The organism is Agromyces sp. Marseille-P2726, from assembly GCF_902809835.1.
Taxonomy (GTDB): domain Bacteria; phylum Actinomycetota; class Actinomycetes; order Actinomycetales; family Microbacteriaceae; genus Agromyces.
The window spans coordinates 542,502-566,072 of sequence record NZ_CADDWM010000015.1 but is presented as its reverse complement, the minus strand read 5'-3'; the positions used below and the strand labels follow the sequence as shown (position 1 = coordinate 566,072).

The window sequence follows — 23,571 nt, the reverse complement described above, 5'->3', positions numbered from 1 at the left end:
CACCGCCTCAGCGACGGCGGGAGTCCGCGGCCATCTGCTCCGCCTGCGTGAGCACGCCTCGGAGACTCTCGAAGTACCCCGCCACCGCGTCGCGTTCGATCTGGATCTGGGAGAGCCGGTCTTCGGCGTCGGCGACCAGCGCACGCGTGCGCTCCTCGGCGTCGGCGATGAGCTTGCGCGCCTGATCGTGTGCCGCGGCGACACGCTCGCGCGCCTCCTCGTCGGCCTTGTCGCGGATCTCGGAGATCTCGGAGCGGACCTGGGTCTCGAGTCGCTCGGCCTCTGCGCGACTCTCGGCCGTGCGGGCAACCACTTCGGCGAGCTCGGCGTTCGCGTCGTCGAGGAGCTTCTGCGTCTGGGCGACCGCCTCCTGGTGCGCCGCGAGCAGCTCCTGCTCGGCCTCGTCACGCTTGACCGCGAGCTCGGCTTCGAGGTCGAGGTGCGCCTTCTCGATCTCGCGCCGCATGCGGTTCACCTCGTGGGTCGTCTTCTTGCGCATCGCGGTCAGCTGGTTGTCGAGGTCGATGCGGCTCTGCTCGGACTCCGCATCGAAGTCGGCACGAGCCTGCTCCTGCTCGAGCGCGAGGTCGGCCCGCATCTGGTCGAGGTCGGCCGCGTGCTTGGCGCGGATGCGGTCGAGTTCGTGCTGCAGCTTGAGGCGCGACGCCTCGGCCTCGCGATCGAGGTCGACCTTCGCCTGCTTCTTCTGTTCGGCGAGTTCGGCGCGACCCAGTTCGAGTTCGCGGTCGAGATCGGTGCGAGCCTGTTCGAGCTCGTGGACGAGGGCGGCGCGGCGCTCGGTGATCTCGGCCTCGATCGCGGCACGCGCTTCGGCGGTCTCGCGTTCGAGGTCGAGCCGGGCCTGCTCGGTCTCGGCCGCGAGGTCGATTCGGGCCTGCTCCGTCTCCTTCGCAAGGTCGGCTCGAGCACGATCGAGCTCGATGGCGACCTCGGCCCGAGTCTGCTCGGTCTCCTGCGCCAGGCCCGCGGCCGTGGCTCTGGCCTCGGTGGCCTCGGTGTTCGCGGCTACGAGGATCTCGGACGACTTGCGTTCTGCGGCCGCGATCAGGGCGGCCGACTCGCGCTTGGCGCTCGAGCGGAGCTCGGCCGCCTCGGTGGTGACCGCCCCTCGAATGGCAGCCGCGTCGCGTGCCGCCTCCTGCCGGAGCTGCTCGCTCGTCTCGTGGGCGCGGGACACCATGTCGTCGACCTCGGCACGGGCGTTCTCGAGCATGCGGTTGGCCTGCGCACGGGCTTCGGTGAGCGTGCGCTCGGCGAGTTCGTGGGCGTCGGAGCGCATGAGATGCGCCTCGTCTTCGGCGGCGCGTCGCAGCTTCTCTGCATCGATGTCGGCCTGTGCGATGAGCCGCGTCGACTGCTCTTCTGCGACCCGGAGGGTGTTCTCGAGCTTCGTGCCGAGGCCGGAGAACGTCGGGCTGCCGACCTCCTCGAGCTCAGCGGTGAGCTCTTCGATGCGGGCCAGCAGCCGCTTCTGCTCCTTGTTCTGCTCAGCGATCTTGGTGTTCGCCGTGATGATGTCACGGCGGAGCGCGTTGATGCTCTTGTCGACCTCGTCCTTGTCGTATCCGCGGAACACCTGCGTGAACTCGGTCTCTTCGACGGCCATTCTTCCTCCGGGCTCTGACCCGCGTTCGTGGGGGCGCTGCGGGATGTGTCGATTCTAGGGGCACGGCCAGCTCGCGATGTCCGCTCGTCCACAGCGGAAGGTTAGGAGACTCCCAGACACCGCCAGTAGTGTGGATTGTCTTTGTTCGACGCCGCTCCTCGGCGGCACCGGAGGTATTGTTCGTGCGATTCGCCCTCGCCATCGTGGCATTCGTCGCCGCGGCCGTGTTGATCGGGTTCGGTATCGCCCAGCGCACCGTGTTCCTCGACCCCGATCGGGTCGCACTCTCGATCGAGGTGGAGCAGGAGGCGCCGTACACCGTCATCGAACCCGAGGCCCTCGCCGCCCAGCCAGGTAAGCAGACGCTCAGCATCTCGGGCTCCGACACCGTGTTCGCGTCGTACGGGCGCAGCTCCGATGTCGCCGCATGGATCGGCGACGCCGAGTACGTCTCCGTGGGCTACGACAGCGAGACGCAGCAGCTCACGAGCGAGCTCGTCCGGAACGGTTCCGACGGCTCGTCGCCGGACACGCCCGCGCCCACGCCCCCTGCCACGACGCCGCCCGCCACCACGCCACCCGCGACGCCCGATGCCTCGACCACCACTCCGGCGACGCCCGACCCGGCCGACTCGCCGGCCGGCTCCGACCTCTGGCTCGACGAGTTCAGCGACGACGGCCCGATCACCACCACGATCGATGTCCCCGAGGGCATCTCCGTGCTGGTGGCCAGCGACGGCACGGCGCCCGCGCCGTCCGACGTCGAGATCGCGTGGCCGATCGACAACTCGACGCCGTGGGCCGGCCCGCTGATCGCCGGCGGAGCGCTGGTGTTCCTCGTCGGTATCGCGCTGCTCGTGTCGGGATTCGTGCATCACCGTCGATCACGCGGCCCGCGGCGCAACGTGCCCAAGGGCAAGCTGCCGAGTGCACCCAAGCCCCGGTCGATGCGCAGGGGCCAAGTGACGAGCGGAGGTCGTCGAGCCATCGGACGCGTCAAGCGCGTGGTCGTCGTCCCGCTCGTCGTCATCCCCGCGATGGCGCTCAGCGCCTGTTCCGCCGACTATTGGCCCGACTTCGACCAGCCGCCCGCGTCATCCGCCCCGGCCACCGACACTCCCGAGGCCTCGGAAGACGCCGAGGTCGCCGCAGAAGAAGGCGACGGCGATGGCGAGGGCGACGCGAACGAGATGGAACCCGCAGTCAGCGTGCCGCAGATGGAGCGGATCATGCGCCGGATCGCCGTGTTCACGACCGAGGCCGACACCGCGATGGATGCCACGGCGATCACCGAACGCTTCGCTGGGCCGGCTCTCGATGCCCGCGTCGCCAATTACACGATTCGTGCGACGCTCCCCGACCAGCCGCCGCCCATCGCGATCCCCGCGTCGCCGCTCACCCTGACGCTCCCGCAGCAGGTCGACGGTTGGCCTGCGTCGGGCCGCACCGTGCTCACCATCGCGAAGAACTCCCAGGACCCGACGGTGGCGCCCACGGCCCTCGTGCTCCAGCAGGCGAGCCCGCGCGAGAACTACAAGATCGTCTACGCGATGTCGCTCGCACCCGATGCCGACGTGCCCGAGGTCGCCCCGGCGTCGATCGGCTCCCCGCTCATCTCACCCGAGTACAAGGGCCTCGTCATGCCCCCCGGCGAGGTCGGCGCGGCCTACGCCGACGTGCTGCTGAAGGGGGATGCGTCCGAGTTCGCGACGCTGTTCGATCCCGAGGGCGACGTGCTGCGCGAGCAGCTGGGCGTGACCGGCCAGCAGGCCATCGACGACTCGCTGCCCGCGACCGCCGATATCGCGTTCTCGAACGTGGTTGGCGACAGCCCCACGGTCGCCCTCGCGACCAACGACTCGGGGGCGCTCGTCACGGTCTCGCTCGAGCAGACCGAGAAGGTGACGCCGAACGACGGCGGTACGATCGGATTCGAGGCCGGTGCGCCGGGCGCCGCTCTGTCGGGGTTCACCGAGAAGAGCGCGAAGGGCGTGCAGCGCGTCATCGGCGTCCAGCTGTTGTTCTACGTCCCGAGCGTCGGCTCGGACGAGCAGATCCGGCTTCTCGGCTGGTCCGAGAGCCTCATCGGAGCTTCGGAGGTACCGTGACCGACCCGACGCCAGCCAACGGCCTTCGTGGAGCCGTCGACCTGTCGGCGCTCGTGCACCGTTCCGAGCCGTCCCAGGGCGCCAGGGGCGGCGACCGGCTCGGCTTCGACACGGACGACGCGGGCTTCAACGCCGCGCTGGAACTCTCGCGCACCGTTCCGGTCGTCGTCGTGCTCTGGGCGCCGTGGAGCGAGCAGTCGTCGGCCCTCGCGACGACGCTCGAGCGGCTCGTTCGTGCGCGCGACGGACGCGTCGCGCTCGCCAAGGTCGAGGCCGACCGCAGCCCGCAGGTCGTGCAGGCGTTCCAGGCGCAGGCGATCCCGACCGTCGTTGCGGTCGTCGCCGGCCAGCCCGTGCCGCTGTTCGCGGGCGTGCAGCCCGATGACGTCATCGACCAGGTCCTCGACCAGCTGCTCGAACTGGGCGCCCAGCACGGGGTGTCAGGACGCATTGAGGGTGCACCCGCCGAGGGAAATGAATCTGCGGAGCCGGCCGAGGCGCCGCTGCCCCCGCTGCACCAGGAGGCGTACGACGCGATCGAACGCGGGGACTTCGCGGCCGCGGCGTCCGCCTACCGCACGGCCATCGCGCAGGACCCCCGCGACTCGCTCGCCGTCGCCGGCCTCGCGCAGGTCAACCTCCTGGCGCGCCTGCAGGGCAAGACGCTCGACGAGATCCGCAGTGCCGCGGCATCCGCACCCGACGACCTCGAAGCGCAGCTCGACGTCGCCGACCTCGACCTGTCGGGGGGCCACATCGACGACGCGTTCGACCGGCTGCTGACGCTCTTCCCGAAGCTCGACGTCGACGGCAAGTCGCGCGTGCGCGAGCGGCTCGTCGAGCTGTTCGAGGTCGTCGGAACCGACGATCCGCGTGTCGCCACCGCTCGGCGGCGCCTCACGAACCTGCTCTACTGAGCCGGGTCTCGAGACGCGTCGGCTTCGCCGGCGCTACTCGACCGCCGGGGCCGCGTCATCGAGGGTGAACCAGACGGCGCCCAGCGGCGGCAGCGTGAACACGCCCGACGCGGGCCGGCCTGCCCACGGGTCATCGGTCGCGTCGACCCCACCCGCGTTGCCGACGCCCGACCCGCCGAACTCCGCGGCATCCGAGTTCAGCACCTCACGCCAGCGCCCTGCGAACGGCAGACCGAGCCGGAATCCCTCATGGGGGCGACCCGCGAAGTTCACGACGCAGAGCAGCGGATGCCGCGACCGGTCGTATCGCAGGAAGGCGATGACGTTCTCGGCGGCGGCGCCTCCCTCGACCCACTCGAAGCCGGCGGCGTCGTCGTCGAGTTGCCACAGCTGCGGTGCCGACCGGTAGGTGCGGTTCAGGGCGCCGACGAACTCGGCGAGCTGCCGGTGGGTGGGCTGGTCGAGGATCCACCAGTCGAGTCCGCGCTCCTCGCTCCACTCCGAGAGCTGCCCGAACTCCTGACCCATGAACAGCAGCTGCTTGCCGGGGTGCGCCCACATGTACGCGAGGTAGGCGCGCACGTTCGCGAGTTGCTGCCAGTGGTCGCCGGGCATCTTGCGGATGAGCGACCCCTTGCCGTGCACGACCTCGTCGTGGCTGATCGGCAGCACGAAGTGCTCGCTGAACGCGTAGAGGAACGAGAACGTGAGGTCGCCGTGGTGGTGCGAACGGTACATCGGGTCCTTCGAGATGTACTGCAGCGTGTCGTGCATCCAGCCCATGTTCCACTTGAACCCGAACCCGAGCCCGCCCGACGAGGTCGGCGCGGTCACGCCGGGCCACGAGGTCGACTCCTCGGCGATCATGACGACGCCGGGGTTGCGCTTGTAGGCCGTCGCCGTCGCCTCCTGCAGGAAGCCGATCGCCTCGAGGTGCTCGCGCCCGCCGTACTGGTTCGGCGCCCACTCGCCGTCCTGCCGCGAGTAGTCGAGGTAGAGCATGGATGCCACGGCGTCGACCCTGAGCCCGTCGACGTGCATCTCCTCGAGCCAGAACAGGGCGTTCGCGACCAGGAAGTTGCGCACCCGCGGGTTGCCGTAGTCGAAGACGTAGGTGCCCCAGTCCTTCTGCTCGCCCCGCCTGGGGTCGGCGTGCTCGTACAGCGGCTCACCGTCGAAGCGGGCGAGCGCCCAGTCGTCTTTCGGGAAGTGCCCGGGTACCCAGTCCATGATCACCCCGATGCCGGCCTGGTGCAGGCGGTCGATGAGGTACTTCAGGTCGTCGGGGCTGCCGAAGCGCGAGGTCACGGCGAAGTAGCCGGTCACCTGGTACCCCCACGATCCGCCGAACGGATGCTCCGCCAGGGGCATGAACTCCACGTGGGTGTAGCCCAGCCAGTCGAGGTACTCGATGAGCTCGTCGGCGACCTCCCGGTACCCGCGTCCGGGCCGCCACGATCCCAGGTGCAGCTCGTAGACGCTCATCGGCAGTTCGTGAGGATTCGAGTGCGCGCGCCGCGACATCCACTCGGCATCGCCCCACTCGTGCGTGCTCGTGCTGACCACCGAGGCGGTCGCGGGCGCGAGTTCGGCCTGGCGTGCCATCGGGTCGGCCTTCATCACCCAGGCGCCCGAGGGCGTGAGCAGCTCGAACTTGTAGACCGCGCCCGGACCGAGGTCGGGCACGAACAGCTCCCAGACCCCCGCCCCGCCCATGCTGCGCATCGCATGCCCGGCGCCGTCCCACTGGTTGAAGTCGCCCACGACCCGCACCGCCCGTGCACGCGGCGCCCACACCGTGAAGGCCGTGCCTCGTACGGCGCCATCGACGCCCCAGTGCTCGCGGTGGTGCGCCCCGAGCACCTTCCACAGTTCCTCGTGACGGCCTTCGCCGATGAGGTGCAGGTCGAGCTCTCCGATGGTGGGAGCGAAGCGGTACGGATCGTCGCTGGTCCACTCGTCGTCGCCGTAGCGGGCTCGGATGCGGTACGCGTTGGGACCGAAGTCTCCGGAGCCCGCCCAGACACCGTGTCCGATGTGCTCGAGCGGCAGCTCGGTGCCGTCGTCGAGCAGCGCGTGCACGACGTCGGCAAGGGGGCGCCGGGCGCGGATCACCGTGTGCGACCCTCGTTCGCCGAGCACCGAGAACCCGTGCTGGCCCAGCACGGAGTGCGGGTCGGAGTGGCGACCCTCGCCGACGGCGGCGAGCACGTGATCGGCGACGACCGGCCCGCTCGGCGGCATCCGCTCGGTCTCAGTCATCGGAGCCTCGCACCACGTGCAGGATGTGCGCTGGTCTCGTGAAGGCGTCGAGCCGCACGTAGTTGGCGTCGCCCCAGTCCCAGCGGTCACCGGTCACGAGGTCCTCGACCTCGAAGCGGATGCCGGGCGTGAGCCCGATTTCGGCGAGGTCGAGGTGCACTGTCGTCTCGCGCACGGAGTGGGGGTCGACGTTGGCGATCACGATGACGGTGTCGTCGACGCCGGTGGGGGTGAACCGCCCCTCGAGGTGCTTCGAGTAGACGAGCACGGAGTCGTCTTCACTGGCGTGGAACCGGATGTTGCGCAACTGCCCGAGGGCGGGGTGGTCCCTGCGGATGCCGTTGAGGATGCCGAGGTAGAGCGCGAGCGAGCGTCCCTCCCGCTCGGCGGCGGTGAAGTCGCGCGGCTTGTACTCGTACTTCTCGTTGTCGATGGCCTCCTCGGCGCCGGGCCTCGCAACCGACTCGAACAGCTCGAAGCCCGAGTACACACCCCAGGTCGGCGCCGCGGTGGCGGCGATCGTCGCACGCACGGTGAAGGCCGCGGGCCCGCCGAACTGCAGGTACTCGGTGAGGATGTCAGGGGTGTTCACGAACAGGTTCGGCCGCATGAAGTCGGCGGTCTCCTGCGACACGCTCGTCAGGAACTCCTCGAGCTCCTCCTTCGTGTTGCGCCACGTGAAGTACGAGTACGACTGCTGGAAGCCCACCATCGCGAGCGCCTGCATCATGGCCGGTCGGGTGAACGCCTCGGCGAGGAAGATGACGTCGGGGTCGTCGGCGTTGACCGCCGCGATGAGCCGCTCCCAGAACGCGAGCGGCTTGGTGTGCGGGTTGTCGACGCGGAAGATCTTCACGCCCTGCTTCATCCAGTGCCGCACGATGCGCAGCACCTCGTCGTAGATACCCTCGGGGTCGTCGTCGAAGTTCACCGGGTAGATGTCCTGGTACTTCTTCGGCGGGTTCTCGGCGTAGCGGATCGTGCCGTCGGGCAGCTGCGTGAACCAGTCGGGATGCTCAGTCACCCATGGGTGGTCGGGGGAGGCCTGCAGCGCGAGGTCGAGCGCGACCTCGATGCCGAGCGCCTGGGCCCGGCGCACGAACGCCCGGAAGTCCGCCAGTGTGCCGAGGTCGGGGTGGATGGCATCGTGGCCGCCCGCGGTGCCGTCGCGCATCGGTCCGCCGATCGCCCAGGGCGAGCCGGGATCGTTCGGGCCCGCGTCGAGCGTGTTGTTGCGTCCCTTGCGATTGGTGACGCCGATGGGGTGGATCGGCGGCAGGTACACGACGTCGAAGCCCATCGCGGCGACGCCGTCGAGGCGCTTCGCGGCCGTGCGGAAGGTGCCGCTCTTCCAGCTGCCGTCCTTGAGCTTCCGGGCGCCCTCGGAGCGAGGGAAGAACTCGTACCAGGAGCCGACCCCGGCACGCCGGCGCTCGACGAGGATCTCGCGCTCTGGTGAGGCGGTCGTGAGGCGCGCCAGTGGCCGCGTGGTGAATTCGTCGAGGGCGTCGTCGTCGATGAGGGCGCGGCGTTCGGTGACCGATGCCTCGCGGTCGCGCAGTGCGGACGCGAGCGCGCTCAGGCGCTTCCGTGCCGCCGCCGGGCGGGCCTTCTCGGCGACCGCCCGGTCGAGCAGCCGCGCACCGATCTCGAACATCACGTCGACGTCGACGCCCGCGTCGACCTTGACGGCGGCATCGTGCCGCCACGTCGCAATCTCGTCGTCGAATCCGGTCACATACCAGCGCCAGACGCCGGTCTCGTCGAGGAGCACCTTCGCCTCCCAGCGATCGGTGCCCGGCGCCATCGGCGCCATCCGCTCGCGATGCCTCCGGCCCGACGGCGAACTGAGGACGAGCATTGCGCCGACGGCGTCGTGCCCCTCGCGGAACACCGTCGCCCGGAACGGCACGACCTCGCCCTCGTAGGCCTTGGGACGCCATCGATCGTCGGGCAGGGCAGGCGTGAGTCGCGTCACGGGAATTCGGCCGGCGAGCGCGGAGCTGGACGTCACGTTCCGACCGTAGCGCGGATGGACCAGCCGTTCACATGTTGGACACCCGACCCACTTAGGCTTGGCGGGTGCAACCGATCCGCAAGTTCACCGTTCGACCCGTCCTCCCGCCCTCGCTCGGCGCGCTCGAAGAGCTCGCCGGCAACCTCCGGTGGTCGTGGCACGAGCCGACGAAGCGCTTGTTCGAGCACCTCGACCCGGCCCTCTGGCGGAGCACCGGGCGCGACCCGGTGGCACTGCTCGGCGAGGTCGACCCGGCGCGGCTCGACGAGCTCGCCGCCGACGGCGGCTACGTCGACTGGGCCGAGCGCGAACGCACGGCCCTGCGCGAGTACCTGTCCGAGCCGCGCTGGTTCCAGTCGCTCGGCGCCGAGGCTCCGCGGGCGATCGCGTACTTCTCGCCCGAGTTCGGCATCGCCGCCGCGCTGCCGCAGTACTCCGGCGGGCTCGGGATCCTCGCGGGCGATCATCTGAAGGCGGCATCCGATCTCGGGGTGCCGCTCATCGGCGTCGGCCTCTTCTACAAGGCCGGGTACTTCTCGCAGTCGATCTCGGCCGACGGCTGGCAGCAGGAGCGCTATCCCGTGCTCGATCCCGACGGCCTGCCCCTGTCGGTGCTGCGACGCCCCGACGGGTCGCCGGTGCACGTGACGCTCGCGCTGCCCGAAGACCGCTCGCTGCAGGCCCGCATCTGGCGGGCATCCGTGGGTCGCATCCCGCTGCTGCTGCTCGACACCGACATCCCGGCGAATCCCGACGATCTGCGCTCGGTGACCGACCGGCTCTACGGCGGCGGAGGCGAGCACCGCCTGCTGCAGGAGCTGCTGCTCGGCATCGGCGGCGCACGGGCGGTTCGGGCGTTCAGCGAGCTGGCGGGGCATCCGTCACCCGATGTCTTCCACATGAACGAGGGACACGCCGGATTCCTCGGGCTCGAGCGCATCGCGACGCACATCGCCGCCGGGCTCTCGTTCGCCGAGGCGCTGCAGCTCGTGCGCGCCGGCACGGTGTTCACCACGCACACGCCGGTGCCCGCGGGCATCGACCGCTTCGACCGCGGGCTCGTCGAGCGCTACCTCACGAGCGCGCTGCTGCCGGGTGTGGAGCCCGCCGACGCGCTTGCGCTCGGCGCGGAGCCGGGCGCCGACCCGGGCACGAGCGCGTTCAACATGGCCGTCATGGGGCTGCGGCTCGCCGGCCGGGCCAACGGCGTCTCGAAGCTGCACGGCCAGGTCAGCCGGCGCATGTTCGGCGACCTGTGGCCCGGTTTCGACGCCGACGAGGTGCCGATCACGTCGATCACCAACGGCGTGCACGCGCCCACCTGGACCGACCCGGCGCTCCTCGGTCTCGCTGAGACCGCGCTCGGCACCGACGACTCCGAGCACGCCGGGTGGACCAGCGATGCCCTCACCGACGGCGAGTTCTGGGCGGTGAAGCGTCAGATGCGCCTGCAGCTCGTCGAGGAGGCGCGGCGGCGACTGACCGCGGCGTGGGAGCAGCAGCATCCGGGCGCCACGGCACCGCGATGGGTGCGCGAGGTGCTCGACCCCGACACCCTCACCATCGGGTTCGCGAGGCGCGTGCCCACCTACAAGCGGCTCACGCTCATGCTGCAGGACCCCGAGCGGCTGAAGAAGATCCTCACGAGCAAGAAGCGTCCCGTGCAGTTCGTGATCGCCGGCAAGGCGCACCCGGCCGACGACGAGGGCAAGCGGCTCATCCAGCAGCTCGTGCAGTTCGCCCAGCAGCCCGAGCTGCGCGAGCGCATCGTGTTCCTGCCCGACTACGACATCGGCATGGCGGAGGTGCTCTACCCGGGCTGCGACGTGTGGCTGAACAACCCGCTTCGGCCGCTCGAGGCGTGCGGCACGTCCGGCATGAAGGCCGCGATGAACGGCGCGCTGAACCTCTCGATCCTCGACGGTTGGTGGGCCGAGTTCGCCGGCGACGACCACGGCTGGGTGATCCCGTCGGCGGATGCCGCGGGTGACGCCGGCGAGCGCGACGCGCTCGAGGCGGCGGCCCTCTACGACCTCCTCGAGCATCGCGTCGCCCCGCTGTACACCGAGCGCGACGGTGACGGGGTTCCCGTGGAATGGGTGCGTCGGGTGCGCACGACGCTCGCGACGCTCGTACCCGAGCTCGGCGCCGACCGCATGGTGAAGCAGTACGTCGAGGAGCTCTACCGCCCGGCCGCCGTGCAGGCCGCGCGGGTGGGTGCCGAGGGCGAGCGCGGTGCGCGCGAGCTCGCGGCGTTCGCCGCCCGCGTGCGCCGCTCGTGGCCGAAGGTGCAGGTCGTGCACGTCGAGTCGGGCGGCGTCGAGTCGCCGCACGTCGGCGACGCGCTTCAGCTGCGCGCCTACGTCCAGGTCGATGGGCTCTCTCCCGACGACGTCGCGGTCGAGGTGGTGTACGGCCGCAGCCGGTCGGACTCCACGATCCAGGACGTGCGGCGAGTCCTGCTCGGGCCCGCCGAAGGTGGTGCTTCGGATGCCTCGGCCGGCGCCGCGGGCCCGAAACTGTATACCGGCGAGGTCGTGCTCGACCGGGCGGGCTCGTTCGGCTACACCGTGCGCGTGGTGCCGCGGCATCCGCTGCTCACGTCGCCCGCCGAGCTGGGACTCGTGGCCGTCGCCGGTTGAGCTGTCTGCGGGTCGAGGAGACGCGCGGCGTCGTCTCGAGACCGGGCGGGGTCTGCGGGTCGAGGAGACGCGCAGCGTCGTCTCGAGACCGGCGGTCCTGTGTGGGTCGAGGAGACGCGAAGCGTCGTCTCGAGACCGTGCGGCTCTGTGGGTCGAGGAGACGCGAAGCGTCGTCTCGAGACCGGCGGTCCTGTGTGGGTCGAGGAGACGCGAAGCGTCGTCTCGAGACCGTGCGCGTCTGCACCGCACGACTCGTCCTCTACGGCACCCGGCATCGGTAGGGTTCCACCACTGACCGCGATGCGGTGTTCTCGCCGTTGATGCGTCAGGAATGCTCTCCCCATGCCTTACATGTACATCCTTCGCTGTGCCGACGACTCCCTCTACGTGGGGAGCACTCGCAACCTCGACCATCGGCTCGAGCAGCATGCTGCGGGCACCGTGCACTCGTACACCAGTACGCGAAGGCCGGTCACGCTCGTGTTTGCCCAAGAGTTCGAGTACATGCACGATGCCTATGCTCGCGAGAAGCAGGTACAAGGATGGAGCCGCGCGAAGCGGCTCGCACTCATCGAGGGTCGGATGCACGACTTGCCAGCGCTGAGTGCGCGACGAAGGAAGGGCGGATCGAGTTGATTGGATCTGCGGGGTGAAGGGATTTCGAGACGCCAGCATTGCGGGCTCCTCAATCCGCAGGGGTCTCGAGACGACGCTTCGCGTCTCCTCGACCCGCAGAGGTGCGTCTCCTCGACCCGCAGAGGTGCGTCTCCTCGACCCGCAGAGGCGCGCCTCCTCAACCCGCAGATGCGCGCGGCTCAGCGGGCGCGCGCGATCGGCGCGTAGCGGCCGCCGGTGACGGCGAGCAGGTCGTCGGGCGCGAGCTCGAGGTCGAGTCCCCGGCGCCCGCCCGAGACGAAGATCGTCTCGCAAAGAATCGCCGACTCATCCAGCACCGTCGGCAGCGCCGTCTTCTGCCCGATGGGGCTGATGCCACCGACGACGTAGCCGGTCTTCCGCTCGGCGAGCGCCGGCTCGGCCATCTCGGCGCGCTTGCCGCCGACGGCGGTCGCCAGTGCCTTGAGGTCGAGTTGCAGCGCGACCGGCACGATGCCGACGACGAGACCGCCGTCGACGTTCGCGAGCAGCGTCTTGAACACGGCGGCCGGGTCGAGGCCGAGCTTCTCCGCGGCCTCCATCCCGTACGCGACCGCCCGGGGATCGTGCTCGTACGCGTGCACCGTGAACGGGACGCCGGCGCGCACGAGGGCCACGGTCGCGGGCGTGCCGGCCGATGCATCCGATCGCCTGGCCATCACTCGCCTCCCGCGACCCGGAACAGCTGTATCGACAGCGCCGGGATCTTCACGCGATCACCGGGGGCCCGCTCCAGCGGGGTGACCTGCGAGAGGTCGCCCGACGAGTCCCAGAGCAGGGAGTAGCCCGTGACGCCCGGATGCCGCGGCAGCACGATCTCGGTCGGCGACTCGTGGCCGTGCACGACCAGCAGGATCCGATTGAACTCCTCGTGATCGCCCGCGGGCGTCGAAGCCGCGAGGTACTGCAGCGTCCGCTGCTCGGGGCTGTTCCAGTGGTCGATCGTCATGGTCGTGCCCTCGGCGTTGAACCACTCCATCTGCGTCGAGTTGGGCGTCGCCTCGCCGAGGCGTCCGTAGTGCTCGGGGCGGAGGGCCGGGTTCTCGCGGCGCAGCTCGAGCAGGCGACGCGTGGTCGCGACGAGGTCGAGGTCGCGCTCCCCATCGCCCCACGAGAGCCACGTCAGCTCCGAGTCGTGGCAGTACGCGTTGTTGTTGCCGCGCTGGGTCCTCCCGTACTCATCGCCCGCGGCGAGCATCGGCACCCCGCCCGACAGCAGCAAGGTCCCGAGGAGGTTCCGGATGCTGCGTCGCCGAGCCGCGAGGATCGTCGCGTCATCCGTCTCGCCCTCGACGCCGTGGTTGTAGGAGTTGTTGTGGTCGGCGCCGTCGCGATTGTGCTCGCCGTTGCCGAGGTTGTGCTTCTGGTCGTACGCCGTCAGGTCCGCGAGGGTGAAGCCGTCGTGAGCGGTGACGAAGTTCACGCTCGCGAGAGGTCCGCGCTCGTGAGCGAAGGTGTTCGCCGAGCCCGCCAGGCGGGTCGCGAATCGGCCGATCCCGCTGCCGGCGACACCGGTCGCACGTTCGCGGCGGAGGTCGCCGAGCCAGAAGTCGCGCATGCGGTCGCGGTAGCGGTCGTTCCACTCCGAGAAGCCCGCCGGGAAGTGGCCGGTCTGCCACCCGTCCGGTCCGAGGTCCCACGGCTCCGCGATGAGCTTCGTCGCGCCGATCACGGGGTCGTCGAGCATGCCGCGGAGCAGCTCGTGTCGTGGCGTGTACCAGCCTTGGCTGTCGCGGCCCAGCGTGGCTGCGAGGTCGAGGCGGAACCCGTCGACCTGCAGTTCCTCGGCGAAGTAGCGCATCGAGTCGAGCACCAGCCGCTGGGGTGCCTCGTGCCCGAGGTCGAGGGTGTTGCCGCATCCCGTCGTGTCGACGTAGCGGCCGTGCGCGTCGTGGCGGTAGTAGGCGGCGTTGTCTATCCCGCGGAAGCTGTACGTCGGCCCGTTGCGTCCCTCTTCGGCGGTGTGGTTGTAGACGACGTCGAGCACGACCTCGAGCCCGGCCTCGTGGAGGCGCCGCACCATGCCCGCGAACTCCTGTCGCACGGCTTGCGGGCCCTCGGCCTGCGCCGCGGTCGACGCGTAGGGCGCGTGCACCGCCAAGAAGGCGAGCGTGTTGTAGCCCCAGTAGTTGACCCGGCCCTGCCGCACGAGCCGCTGCTCCGACACGAACGCGTGCACGGGCAGCAGCTCGATCGTGGTCACGCCGAGACCCGTGAGGTACTCGAGCGACGCGTCATGGGCGAGTCCGGCGTACGTGCCGCGCAACGGCTCCGGGATAGCCGGATTGAGTTTCGAGAACCCGCGCACGTGCGCCTCGTAGACGACCGTGCGGTCGAGGGGCACGCGCGGCTTCGGGACGCCGCCCCAGTCGAACCCGGATGCCTCGAGCGACTCCAGTGCGACGCCCCGCCACGACCCGTCGTCGGCGGGCGCCAGGCCGCGCGCGTACGGGTCGAGCAGCGTGTGCGCCGCGTTGAACGCGTGATCGAAGCCGGCCGGACCGTCGACTCGCAGCCCGTAGCGCGCGCCCGGCACGAGACCGGCTGACGTCGCCTCCCACACGCCATGCTCGTCGCGTTCCAACGGCGTTCGCTCGACCGCCCAGTCGAGGTCGCCCTCGGCGAAGACCTCGAGGTCGATCGAGGTCGCGTGCCGCGACCAGACCCGGATGCGACCGACGTCTGCACCGACCCGGACGCCGAGGTCGCGAAGGGGGCCGGGCTCAGGCATGCGATCTACAGTAGTTCGTGTGCAAGCGCTCCCACGCTGCGCCCGCACGGGCCCCGAGCCCGCGAGGGCGCCGCACGCCAGCATCACGGAAGGAGGGTCGCCATGGTCTACCTCGACCACGCCGCGACCACGCCGATGCGGCCCGAGTCGATCGCTGCGCTGAACGACGCGCTCGCCGTGGTCGGCAACCCATCGTCGATCCACAGCGCGGGCCAGCACGCGAAGCGCCTGCTCGAGGAATCGCGCGAGCGGATCGCCGCGACCCTCGGCGCCGACGGGATCGAGGTCGTCTTCACCGGCAACGGCACTGAGGCCGTGAACCTCGCGATCAAGGGGCTGTGGTGGAGCCGGCAGTCGGATGTCGCGCGCCCGCGGATCCTCGTCCCCGCGGGGGAGCACCACGCCACCCTCGACACCCTGGAGTGGCTGGCCCGACACGAGGGTGCGATCGTCGAGGAGCTGCCCGTCGACGAGGTCGGGCGGCTGCGCCTCGAGGCGCTCGAGGCCGCACTCGCGCGCGACGCGGCATCCATCGGGCTCGTCACGATGATCTGGGCGAACAACGAGGTCGGCACGATCCAGCCGGTCGAGGAGGTCGCTCGCCTGACGGCGCGGGCGGCCGTTCCGTTGCACATCGACGCGATCTCGGCGTACGGGCAGCTGCCCGTCGACTTCCACGGCATGCGGGAGGCGACGCGCGCACCGGCCGGCGCCGGTCTCGTCGCAGTCAGCGTCTCCGCCCACAAGATCGGCGGCCCGGCGGGCATCGGTGCGCTCGTGCTCGACCGCACCGCGCCGGTGGAGCCGCTCATCCACGGGGGCGGCCAGCAGCGCAGGGTGCGCTCGGGGACCCAGGATGTCGCTGCCGCGGTGGCGTTCGCGGCCGCGGCGGTCGCCGTGCATGAGCGGTTGGCCGAGGACGCGGAGCGGATGTCGGCGCTCCGCGACCGCCTCATCGCGGGGACGCTCGCCGCGGTGCCGTCGGCCGTGCTGTCGGGCGACCCCGACCCCGCGGGACGGCTGCCCGGCAACGTGCACTTCTCCTTCCCGGGCTGCGAGGGCGACTCGCTGCTGTTCCTCCTCGACGCGGCCGGCGTCGCCGTGTCGACGGGGTCCGCCTGCCAGGCCGGCGTGCCCGAGCCGTCGCATGTGCTCATGGCGATGGGGCGATCCGAGTCGGATGCTCGCGGCGCGCTGCGCATCACGCTCGGCCACGCATCCACGGACGCCGACGTCGACGCGTTCCTCGCCGCGCTGCCCGGCGCGTACGAGCAGGCGGCTCGCGCCGGGCTGGCGGCCCGGGCGACCTCGTTCGACCGCTGACTCGGGTCGCGGCATCCGTTCAGGAGGCGGTTCGTAGACTGGAACGCATGAGAGTTCTCGCAGCGATGAGCGGCGGGGTCGACAGCGCCGTCGCGGCTGCCCGCGCCGTCGAGGCCGGTCACGACGTCGTCGGCGTGCACCTCGCCCTCAGCCGCATGCCGGGCACCCTTCGCACGGGCAGTCGCGGATGCTGCACCATCGAGGACTCGATGGACGCCCAGCGCGCCGCGAACGTGCTCGGCATCCCGTACTACGTGTGGGACTTCTCGGAGCGCTTCAAGGCCGACGTCGTCGACGGCTTCGTCGCCGAGTACACCGCCGGCCGCACCCCGAACCCTTGCATGCGCTGCAACGAGCGCATCAAGTTCGCCGCCCTGCTCGAGAAGGCGCTCGCGCTCGGCTTCGACGCCGTGGCCACCGGACACTACGCGAAGATCGTGACGGATGCCGCGGGCAACCGCGAGCTGCACCGCGCCAGCGCCGAGGCGAAGGACCAGAGCTACGTGCTCGGCGTGCTCACGGCGGAGCAGCTCGCGCACGCATACTTCCCGCTCGGCGAAACGCCCTCGAAAGACCTGGTGCGCGCCGAGGCGGCCCGTCGCGGCCTGAGCGTGGCGCAGAAGCCCGACTCCTACGACATCTGCTTCATCCCCGACGGCGACACGAAGGGCTGGCTCGCCGACCGGGTCGGCGAGGCGCCCGGCGACATCGTCGACCGCTCGGGCGCCGTGGTCGGCTCGCATGAGGGCGCGCACGCGTATACCGTCGGCCAGCGACGCGGGCTGCGCCTGGGCACGCCCGCACCCGACGGCAAGCCGCGGTTCGTGCTCGAGGTGCGTCCGAAGCAGAACACGGTGGTCGTGGGTCCGAAGGAGGCGCTCGCGACGGCTGAGATCGCCGGGTCGCGGTTCACGTGGGCCGGACTTCCGCCGACGGATGCCGCGACGCCGTTCGCGTGCGACGTGCAGATCCGTGCGCACGCCGACCCGGTACCGGCGACGGCGGTGGTGACCGGCGGTGAGCTCGTGATCATCCCCGAGCACTCGCTCGACGGCGTCGCCCCCGGCCAGACGGCCGTCGTGTACGTCGGAACCCGCGTGCTCGGGCAGTGCACGATCGACCGCACCGTCAGCGCGATACCCGCGGGGGTCTGACGTCGGTAGCCGGCGCGGCCGACGTCGCAGACGCGGGGGTTCTCACCCACGCCGCCCGTTTATCGCGTAGATTCGCGCTGGTGCCAACCCGAGGCATCCCCCGATGACGAGGAGACTCCGTGACCTACCCACGTGACGCCGCGACGATGCCGATCTCCGACCCCGCCGATCCCTTCAGCAGGCTCGAATCGTCGCCCACCACCTCGCCCGTGCCGCTCGTGGATGCTGCCGACCCGTGGCGCGACGACCCGCACCCGCGCACGGCCGAACAGGTCATCATCGAGGTCGTCGAACGCCAGCACGAGCGCTTCGGGGGTGTCAAGATCGGCTCGGCGTTCTTCGGGTGGCTCATCACGGTGGCGGTTGCCGTCCTCCTTCTCGCTATCGTCGCGGTCACGGGCGTCGTGCTCGGGTTCGACGTGGTGCAGCGTCCGTCGGGGCTCGTGCGCGACATCCCGCTCGACGCGGACCTGGTCGTCTGGATCGGCATCGGCAGCCTGTTCGTGCTGCTGCTGCTGGCCTTCTACTGCGGCGGCTACGTCGCCGGTCGCATGGCCCGTTTCAGCGGTGTGGTGCAGGGCCTCGCCGTCTGGGCCTGGGCGCTCGCCAGCGCTACGGTCCTGGCGCTCGTCGCCCTGCTGCTGGGCGGGTTGGACCGGGTCGCCCGCTACGCCGCGGAGCTGCCGCCCCTGCCTGTCTCCGACGACCTCCTCGCGATCGCGCTCGTCGCCGCAGCGGTCGTCGCCGTCGTCGTGAGCCTGGGTGGGGCGATGCTCGGCGGGTCGGCGGGAGTCCGCTATCACCGTCGCGTCGATCTCGCCGGGATGGACGCGTAGTTCGTGGAGCGCGTGCATGATCGGTGACGCTTCTCGGAGTGTCAAGTCCCGTGTTTCGCTCGAAGCCCCTGCGTAACGTTGCGTCGAGATCGCCCCTTCATGGGCGACAGACGCCCTGAGAAGAGCACCGGCTCACCAGTTCAACGACCCGAAGGCTTCCGACACTCGCCACCGATCGGTGCCGCGCGGGTCCTCGTTGGCGAGCTGTCAAGGCCTGTGCGGAGCCGTGCGCCGTCCCGTAGATTCGCGCTGCGCCGACACATCGGCGAGGCGTTCCAACGACGAGGAGGTTCCCAGAGTGAGTACCCCACGAGACCCTGCCGAGCGTTACCCCGACCGTGCGGCGCCAGCGCCTGGTGACACGAGGGCGGTGCCGCCCGTCGACCGGGACCGTGATGGCGTCGACGACCGCCGCGAGGCCGTCGACCGCGACGCTGTGCACGGCCGCAGGGTGGATCACGACCGCGACGGCGTCGACGACCGCACCGAGGCGGCCGATCGCCGGACGCTCGTCGACCGCGACGAGGTCATCGCTCGCGAGCGCGAGGCGTTCGGGGGCATCAAGGTCGGTGCGGCGTTCTTCGGCTGGCTCACCGCGGTCGGCACCGCCACCCTGCTCACCGCCCTCCTCGCTGCCACCGGTGCAGCTCTGGGGCTCGGCACCGAGGACGTCGATGCGGCCGCCGACCAGGTCGGGCTCGACGCCGGCGCCATCGGCTGGATCGGGGCGATCGCGCTGCTCGTGATCCTGTTCGTCGCGTACTACTGCGGCGGATACGTGGCCGGGCGCATGGCACGATTCAACGGAGTCAAGCAGGGCATCGCCGTCTGGGTGTGGGCGCTCGTCATCGCGATCGTGGTCGCGCTGCTCGGCGTCCTGATCGGCAGTCAGTTCGACATCTTCGCGAACCTGAATGTCTTCCCGCGGATCCCCCTGAGCGAGGGTGACCTCACGGTGGCCGGCATCATCACCACCATCCTCGTCATCGTGGCGAGCCTCGGGGGCGCGATCCTCGGCGGCAAGGCGGGCACGCACTACCACCGCAAGGTGGACCGCGCCGGTCTCACGGCCGACCGGTAGCCTCAGCCCCGGCTGACGCGAGAACCGGGTGCGACGACCGAGTGCACCCGGTTCCCGTGTCGGCAGCGCCCGCCGGAATCACCCGTGCCGACGTCGGACGTCGCCCATAGGATGGCGCCTGTGAGCGACATCCCAGCCGACTTCGAAACCGCCCGCGCCGAGGCGGAGCAACTGGCCGAACGCATCGAGCGGTACCGCACCACGTACTACTCCGAGGGTGTCAGCCTCGTCAGCGACGCCGAGTACGACGTGCTCTTCCACCGGCTCGAAGCGCTCGAGCGAGAGTTCCCCGAACTCGCAGGGCAAGACAGCCCGCCCCAGCAGGTCGGCGCGGCGCTGGTACCCGCCGGCTTCCCGCCGCACGAGCACGCCGAGCGCATGCTGAGCCTCGACAACGTGTTCACGCTCGACGAGTTCACCGACTGGGCCACCAAGACGCAGGCCGCCGCAGGGCGTCCGGTGCGCTGGCTGTGCGAGCTCAAGATCGACGGTCTGGCGATCAGTCTCGCCTACCGCGACGGCGTCCTCGAGACGGCGACGACGCGAGGCGACGGGCGCGTCGGCGAAGACATCACCGAGAATGTCGACTTCATCCCGGCCATCCCACGGCGGCTCACCGGCCAGGGCTATCCGCCGTTCTTCGAGGTGCGCGGCGAGGTCTTCCTCCGAACCGAAGACTTCGAGGCGCTGAACGAGCGGCAACACGCCCTCCAGGCGCAGTTCGCCGCCGAGCAGCGTGCGAAGGGCAGGTCGGATGACGCGATCCCGACTCGATTCCCCGAGTTCGCGAATGCACGCAACACCGCTGCCGGCAGCCTCCGGCAGCGCCGCGAGAACAAGTCGCCGCAGCAACTGGAGCTCATGCGTGAGCGCCTCGGACGTCTGGCGCTGTACCTGCACGGCATCGGCGCGTGGGAGAATCCGCCGGTCTCGAGCCAGTCCGAGATCTACGGGCTCCTCTCGGGCTGGGGGCTCCCCGTCTCACCTCATTCGCGCGTCTTCGACACGGTCGACGAGGTCACCGCGTACATCGCCGATCGCGGTGAGCACCGGCACGACGTCGAGCACGAGCTCGACGGCATCGTCGTCAAGGTCGACGAACTCGAGCTGCACGGCGAACTGGGCTCCACGAGTCGGGCGCCGCGATGGGCGATCGCCTACAAGTACCCGCCCGAGGAGGTGCACACGAAGCTCCTCGACATCCGCGTCGCCATCGGCCGCACGGGTCGCGCCACGCCGTATGCCGTCATGTCGCCCGTGAAGGTGCAGGGCAGCACCGTCCGTCAGGCGACGCTCCACAACCAGCACGTCGTGAAGGCGAAGGGCGTGCTCATCGGCGATACCGTCGTGCTGCGCAAGGCGGGCGACGTGATCCCCGAGATCCTCGGCGCGGTCGAGCAGCTCCGCGACGGCACCGAACGCGAGTGGCAGATGCCTTCCGCGTGTCCGGTGTGCGGTACGACCCTCCGCCCGATGAAGGAAGGCGACATCGATCTCCGCTGCCCGAACGCGCGATCGTGTCCCGCCCAGGTGCAGGGCCGCGTCGAGCACATCGGATCGCGGGGCGCGCTCGACATCGAAGCCCTCGGCGAGGTGACGGCGGCCGCCCTGACTCGTCCCGAGGCTCCCGAGCAGCCGCCGCTCGTCACCGAGGCCCGACTGTTCGACCTGACCCTCGACGAGCTCGTGCCGATCGTGGTCATCGTGCGCGACCCCGAGACGGGTGAGCCGAAAGTCGACGACAAGTCCGGCGAACCGGTTCGTCGCGCCCCCTTCCAGAAGATCATCCGCCCGGCGACGAGGTCGCGCCCGGCCGAGTACGGTCCCTCGGGTGCGGCGACGAAGCTCCTCGACGAACTCGAGCGGGCGAAGACCAAGCCCCTGTGGCGGCTGCTCGTCGCGTTGAACATCAGGCATGTCGGGCCGGTCGCCGCCCGAGCGCTCGCCGACCACTTCGGCTCCCTCGACGCGATCCGCGCTGCGTCGCGCGATGAGCTCGCCGAGGTCGACGGGGTCGGCGGAATCATCGCCGATTCCCTGCTCGAGTGGTTCGACGTCGACTGGCACCGCGAGATCGTCGAGCGCTGGGCGGCATGCGGTGTGCGGTTCTCGACGCCGGGTCATCGTGGGCCCGGTGCCGCAGCGGCGGCGGGCGGCGTGCTCGCGGGGCTCACCGTCGTCGCCACGGGTTCCCTCGAGGGGTTCTCCAGGGAGGGAGCGCAAGAGGCGATCATCGCGGCAGGTGGCAGGGCGGCCTCGAGTGTCTCGAAGAAGACCGACTACGTTGCGGCCGGCCCGGGGGCGGGGTCGAAACTCCAGAAGGCCGAGGAGCTCGGGCTCCGCATCATCGATGCGGCGCAGTTCGCGAAGCTCGTCACAGAAGGGCCCGCCGCACTCGACGGCTGACGCGGAGGTGGGGGAGACCGGTGGCAGACGACGATGAGCGCGACGGGCAGGCGCGGGGCACCAGTCGCCGCGACTTCCTGAAGCTCGGCGGGGCGGCGGCAGCCGGCGCGGTGGCCGGCGGCGCGGCCGGGGCCGCGATCGGGGGAGCCATCGGCCACGCTTCGGGGTTGGCCGAGGGACTCGACGATTTCGTCCCGCTCACGGCTCGTCAGCAGGCTGGATTCGACCACCTCGTGGTGCTGATGGGTGAGAACCGTTCCTTCGACAATCTGCTCGGCTACCTCTACACCGCCGACGACCTCCCCGACGGCGAGACCTATGAGGGGCTCGCGTTCGGCGACTACAGCAACACCGCGCCCGACGGCACGGTGGTGCCCGTCCATGTCTACGACGGTCCGACCGACGAGATCATGGGCCGGCCGAACCCCGACCCGGGCGAGGAGTTCCCGCACGTCAACACGCAGATCTTCGACACGGTGAACCCGGTTTCGAACGCCGAGTTGTTCGTGGAGTCGATGAATCCGCCGTACAACGCGCCGCCTCGCGATGCCGACGCCACGATGTCGGGGTTCCTGCGCGACTACTGGATCAACTTCATGCGCCTTCGCAAGGGCACCGCTCCCACCCCCGACGAGGCGCGGCAGATCATGGGCTCCTTCTCACCGCAGATGCTCCCGGTGCTCTCGACGCTCGCCAGGAACTTCGCCGTGTACGACAACTGGTTCTGCGCCGTGCCGTCGCAGACGTTCTGCAACCGTTCGTTCTTCCACGCCTCGACGTCGCACGGATTCGTCACGAACAAGGCCGGCGGCGGCTACCAGAAGTGGCTCGACGCAGCCGAGACGGCGACGATCTTCAACCGCCTCGAGGAGGCCGGCCTCTCGTGGCGCATCTACTACGACGAACTCCAACTCGTCTCCTTCACCGGCGTGCTCCACGCGCCCGTGCTCGAGCGATACTGGCGCACCGAGCACTTCGCCACCATGAGCCAGTTCTACGAAGACGTGGAGCTCGGCGTCCTGCCCGCGTACGCCTTCATCGAGCCGCGCATGACGTACAACCACAACGACTTCCACCCGCCTGTCGGACGGCTCAGGGAGGAGCTCGTCGACGGCCGGCCCGTCATCGACAGTGCGGTCTCCGACGTGCGCGCCGGCGAGGCGCTGGTGCACGAGGTCTACGAGGCCATCAAGAACAGCGCCCGACCCGACGGCTCGAACGCGCTCAACACGATGCTGCTCATCACGTTCGACGAGCACGGGGGCCCCTACGCCCACGTGCCGCCCCCGCCGGCGACGCCTCCCCACGAGGACTCCGAGGGCGAGATGGGCTTCGGATTCGACCGGCTCGGATGCCGCGTGCCAGCCATCGCCGTCTCGGCCTACACCCGCCCCGGCACGATCATCCACGACGAGATGCACCACGCGGCCGTGATCGCGACCCTCTCGCGCCTGCATGGGCTGAAGCCGCTCACACGACGCGACCTCGGAGCGAACAACCTCTTCAATGCGGTGAACCTCGACGAACCGCGCCAACCAATCAGCTGGCCGTCGACCATGCCGCAGTACATCCCGCCCAATCCGCAGGCCGAGGCGCCCCAACCCGCGCACGCGCACAAGGACAAGCCGCTGAGCCCTCCCGCCCGCGGCCTGCTGGGCCTCCTCCTCGCGAAGTACGGAGCACCCGACGACGAGGAGCCCGAGACGTACGCCGATGCGTACGAGCTGCTGCACCGCTACGGCATCGGGCTGTTCGGCCGTCCCCAGTGAGCAGGGCCCCGTCGCGGCATCCGTGCCCCGTTAGAATCGGGTGA

At 70.3% G+C, this 23,571-nt stretch carries 15 protein-coding genes; 10 read left to right on the top strand and 5 right to left on the bottom strand.

Translation table 11 applies throughout. The annotated features are described in order from the left end of the window. Positions 1-7 precede the first annotated feature (7 nt). Complete coding sequence (locus HUS56_RS15290; RefSeq protein ID WP_173924264.1) at positions 8-1,627, bottom strand: DivIVA domain-containing protein; 1,620 nt, start codon at positions 1,625-1,627, stop codon at positions 8-10. A gap of 182 nt (positions 1,628-1,809) precedes the next feature. On the opposite strand from HUS56_RS15290, the gene HUS56_RS17390 reads away from it, so the two are divergent. Together HUS56_RS17390 and HUS56_RS17385 are read left to right on the top strand one after the other, a co-directional pair. Beyond that, positions 1,810-3,735: a hypothetical protein gene (locus HUS56_RS17390; protein WP_173924263.1), complete on the top strand. Its 1,926-nt coding sequence runs from the start codon at positions 1,810-1,812 to the stop codon at positions 3,733-3,735. Continuing rightward, positions 3,732-4,652, top strand: a complete 921-nt coding sequence (locus HUS56_RS17385; protein WP_173924262.1) for a tetratricopeptide repeat protein — start codon at positions 3,732-3,734, stop codon at positions 4,650-4,652. Before HUS56_RS17390 ends, HUS56_RS17385 begins: the two co-directional genes overlap by 4 nt. Positions 4,653-4,685: 33 nt before the next feature. Here the strand turns inward: HUS56_RS17385 and glgB are convergent, their stop codons facing one another. Both glgB and HUS56_RS15270 read right to left on the bottom strand, forming a co-directional pair. Continuing rightward, a complete protein-coding gene (gene glgB / locus HUS56_RS15275; RefSeq protein WP_173924261.1) occupies positions 4,686-6,914 on the bottom strand; it encodes a 1,4-alpha-glucan branching protein GlgB in 2,229 nt (742 codons plus the stop codon). Next, positions 6,907-8,928, bottom strand: a complete 2,022-nt coding sequence (locus HUS56_RS15270) for an alpha-1,4-glucan--maltose-1-phosphate maltosyltransferase (RefSeq protein WP_173924260.1) — start codon at positions 8,926-8,928, stop codon at positions 6,907-6,909. The genes glgB and HUS56_RS15270 overlap by 8 nt, the downstream gene beginning before the upstream one ends. Positions 8,929-8,996: 68 nt before the next feature. On the opposite strand from HUS56_RS15270, the gene glgP reads away from it, so the two are divergent. Beyond that, entirely contained in the window at positions 8,997-11,573 is a 2,577-nt protein-coding gene (gene glgP, locus HUS56_RS15265) for an alpha-glucan family phosphorylase (protein ID WP_173924259.1), read from the top strand. 342 nt (positions 11,574-11,915) lie between these two features. Beyond that, the gene (locus HUS56_RS15260; RefSeq protein ID WP_173924258.1) at positions 11,916-12,209 is read left to right on the top strand and encodes a GIY-YIG nuclease family protein; all 294 of its coding nucleotides are present in this window, start codon (positions 11,916-11,918) and stop codon (positions 12,207-12,209) included. Positions 12,210-12,388: 179 nt separating this feature from the next. Here HUS56_RS15260 and ybaK read toward each other — a convergent pair whose 3' ends face one another. Next, positions 12,389-12,886 carry a Cys-tRNA(Pro) deacylase gene (gene ybaK / locus HUS56_RS15255; RefSeq protein WP_173924257.1) on the bottom strand — a complete coding sequence of 166 codons (498 nt, stop codon included), beginning with the start codon at positions 12,884-12,886 and terminating at the stop codon, positions 12,389-12,391. Then, positions 12,886-14,958: a glycogen debranching protein GlgX gene (gene glgX / locus HUS56_RS15250; RefSeq protein WP_173924256.1), complete on the bottom strand. Its 2,073-nt coding sequence runs from the start codon at positions 14,956-14,958 to the stop codon at positions 12,886-12,888. Before glgX ends, ybaK begins: the two co-directional genes overlap by 1 nt. 102 nt (positions 14,959-15,060) lie before the next feature. Here glgX and HUS56_RS15245 point away from each other — a divergent pair, with 102 nt between their 5' ends. From HUS56_RS15245 to HUS56_RS15220, 6 genes are all read left to right on the top strand, one after another. Further along, complete coding sequence (locus HUS56_RS15245) at positions 15,061-16,281, top strand: cysteine desulfurase family protein (RefSeq protein ID WP_173924255.1); 1,221 nt, start codon at positions 15,061-15,063, stop codon at positions 16,279-16,281. 47 nt (positions 16,282-16,328) lie between these two features. Next, positions 16,329-17,435 carry a tRNA 2-thiouridine(34) synthase MnmA gene (gene mnmA, locus HUS56_RS15240; protein ID WP_173924254.1) on the top strand — a complete coding sequence of 369 codons (1,107 nt, stop codon included), beginning with the start codon at positions 16,329-16,331 and terminating at the stop codon, positions 17,433-17,435. 119 nt (positions 17,436-17,554) lie between these two features. After that, positions 17,555-18,271 (top strand): hypothetical protein, encoded by a 717-nt coding sequence (locus HUS56_RS15235; RefSeq protein ID WP_173924253.1) that lies wholly within the window; start codon positions 17,555-17,557, stop codon positions 18,269-18,271. Between the two features lie 298 nt (positions 18,272-18,569). Next, positions 18,570-19,352, top strand: coding sequence for a YrzE family protein (locus HUS56_RS15230; protein WP_173924252.1), 783 nt, complete (start codon positions 18,570-18,572; stop codon positions 19,350-19,352). A 111-nt stretch (positions 19,353-19,463) separates the two neighbouring features. Continuing rightward, a complete protein-coding gene (ligA, locus tag HUS56_RS15225; RefSeq protein WP_173924251.1) occupies positions 19,464-21,758 on the top strand; it encodes an NAD-dependent DNA ligase LigA in 2,295 nt (764 codons plus the stop codon). 20 nt (positions 21,759-21,778) lie between these two features. After that, positions 21,779-23,527, top strand: coding sequence for an alkaline phosphatase family protein (locus tag HUS56_RS15220; RefSeq protein WP_173924250.1), 1,749 nt, complete (start codon positions 21,779-21,781; stop codon positions 23,525-23,527). Positions 23,528-23,571: the final 44 nt, after the last annotated feature.